At 71.4% G+C, this 1,659-nt stretch carries 2 protein-coding genes; one reads left to right on the top strand and one right to left on the bottom strand.

What is annotated here, in order from left to right:
- Positions 1 to 10 precede the first annotated feature (10 nt).
- Complete coding sequence (locus NON22_RS25050; protein ID WP_425508031.1) at positions 11 to 121, top strand: proprotein convertase P-domain-containing protein; 111 nt, start codon at positions 11 to 13, stop codon at positions 119 to 121.
- A gap of 406 nt (positions 122 to 527) precedes the next feature.
- Here the strand turns inward: NON22_RS25050 and NON22_RS23995 are convergent.
- Positions 528 to 1,659, bottom strand: a 1,132-nt coding sequence (locus NON22_RS23995) for a tetratricopeptide repeat protein (RefSeq protein WP_257389503.1), incomplete at its 5' end; no start/stop codon positions are given.

Below are 1,659 nucleotides of genomic sequence, written 5' to 3'. Positions count from 1 at the left end.
CAACAAGACGGTGACCCTGAACCTGTCGAGCGAGCCGCTCAACGGCACGTGGATCCTGCGCGTCAACGACAACGCCGCCGGCGACACCGGCCGGATCGACAGCTGGTCGATCACGTTCTGAGCCGCGGATCGCTGATCCGCTGAGCCGTCGATTCGACGGTCGGGAAACCCCGCCGGTACGCCGGCGGGGTTTCTTTTCTCCGCCCTTCCGACGCCGCCGGAAGAAAGTCGTCCGGCGCGGAACATCGCGCGTCGTCATCGACGCACCGCGACGTCGCGCATCGCCGCGCCCGGCGCACCCAGGCGCGTCACTGTGTTCGGCGCAATCGGCAACGCGTCGTCGTGCCCAGCGCAACCTACTGCGCATCGCCGCATTCGGCGCCGCCGCAACTTGCGCGGGTGCAACCGGTGAGGATGACCTGTGCGGCGGTGGTTCGGTTTCCCGACGAGCCGCAGGCGAACCGCAACACGGCCTGCCGCGCGATCGTCGTCGTCGCGCCGCCATCGGCGTCGACGCTGCTCTCATCTCACGGCGAAGCCGCGCTGACGAGTCGTGCGCGGGCGCGGCCGGCGGGGTTCATCCAGAGGTCCGACGCGCCGCGCATGCCGCTCGCGGCGAGCAGTTGCAGGCGGCGCTCGTCGGGGCAGTGCGAGGCGGCGACGTTCGCATCCATGAGGCTGTGCACGAGCAGTTCGCCGAGCACGTCGCCGTGGGCGCGCGTGTCCGCGTGCAGCGCGTCGAGCGTCTGTGCCGCGGCGCCGACGTCGCCGCGCGCCTGTGCGATCAGTGCGCGTACGGTGCGCGCGCGCCGGCGCTCATACCAATAGTCGGCGGGCAGCATCTTCTCGGCTTCGGCGATCTCGCGCTCGGCGTCGCCGCGGCGGCCGGTGGCCAGCGCGATCTCCGCACGCGTGATGCGCAGATTGGTTTCGATCATGCGATAGCCGGATACGTGCACCGCCGGCAGGGTGCGGTCGACGAGCTTGCCGGCCGCGTCGAAATCGCCGATGCGCGCGAGCAGCGGCGCGACTTCCATCGCGAGATGCCAGCGGTCGACCTGTGCGTGTGTGTCCTGCGGCACGGCGTCCATCGGCGCGAGCAGGCGGCGCGCCTCGCCGATGTCGCCGGCCTGGATCGCGAGCTCGGCTTCGCCGATGTCGGAGAAATGATCGAGGGCAGGCAGACCGGCCGCGCGGCAGGCGCGGAATTCCGTACGCGCGTCGGCCGGACGTCCCTGCACGATGCGTACGCTCGCGCGCAGGCAGCTCAGCGACGCCATGCCCTGCGGCAGGCTGCCGGCAGCGGCGCGCAGGCGGCTCTCGGTGTCGTCGAGGGTTTGCAGCGCGGCGTCGAATTCGCCGCGCAGGAACGCGAGTCGCGCGCGATTGAGGCCGACCAGATATGCCGTCGCGCCCTGTTGCGGTTCGGCGTCGAGCAGCTTCAGTCGCGCCTCCAGTGCCGTGAAATCCAGGCGCAACGTGTCCTGCTGCAACAGCAGCAGGTCGATGCGGCGGCGCTCGACGCGATCGCCGGCGGACTCGGCCACGGCCGCCGCCTGCGCCAGGCGCTGCTGCACGCCGCGCAGATCGCCGGCGCGGTAGCGCGCGAGCGCGACGCGGCGCAACGTGTCGACTTCGACGAGCGCATTGCCGGTCGAG

This window comes from Tahibacter caeni (assembly GCF_024609805.1).
GTDB classification, from domain to species: Bacteria; Pseudomonadota; Gammaproteobacteria; order Xanthomonadales; family Rhodanobacteraceae; genus Tahibacter; species Tahibacter caeni.
The sequence above is the reverse complement of the archived record's forward strand: the minus strand, read 5'-3'. Positions and strand labels throughout refer to the sequence as shown.